Annotated in this window: 2 protein-coding genes; both read right to left on the bottom strand. The window is 39.8% G+C overall.

All coding sequences use genetic code 11. The features are described from left to right. A partial coding sequence (locus tag D5R40_RS33795) for a GAF domain-containing protein (RefSeq protein ID WP_134239690.1) occupies positions 1–287 on the bottom strand: 287 nt, incomplete at its 3' end. Between the two features lie 63 nt (positions 288–350). After that, a partial coding sequence (locus D5R40_RS38865) for a hypothetical protein (protein WP_205127895.1) occupies positions 351–538 on the bottom strand: 188 nt, incomplete at its 5' end.

The raw sequence follows: 538 nt of genomic DNA, 5'->3' as shown, positions 1-538 counted from the left end.
ATTTTTTCTCTCTGAGCTTCGATTTTCTCCGTTCTGTCCTGGACTTTCTTTTCCAGATTTCCATAGAGAGAAGCATTTTCCAATGAAATTGCCATCTGGGAAGAAAGCATCTCCAAAACAGCTACCCGCTCCTTACTAAATGCCCCTCTTAGCTGATTGTTCTCAAGGTAGATCAAGCCAACGATATGGCCCTGGCTAATAAGCGGCAAACATAAAAGTGATAGTGGTTTTTGCAATTGGAAATAAGGATCTGAATCAAAATCTGAAGAGAGTTCTGCATTTTCCAAAACAACTATTTCCTTTGTACGATGTACAATATTGCAAGACGTTTAATGGAATTAAGTCACTTTTTAAAGTCTAATAGGGAGTTGATTTTGTAATCGTATGCCCTCCATAGCTATGATCTCCCATTCCCCTTTATCCTCTTTAAGTATAAAGCCCTTCTCTGCTCCGGCATGTTCAATTACTGTATGAATCAGTTTAGCCAAGAGGCGGTCGAGTTGTACCTCTTGGGAAATCGCAACCGAAGCTTTCATTA

Origin of the sequence: Okeania hirsuta (assembly GCF_003838195.1) — a bacterium.
Lineage (GTDB): Bacteria > Cyanobacteriota > Cyanobacteriia > Cyanobacteriales > Microcoleaceae > Okeania > Okeania hirsuta.
This window is presented reverse-complemented; position numbering and strand designations above follow the sequence as displayed.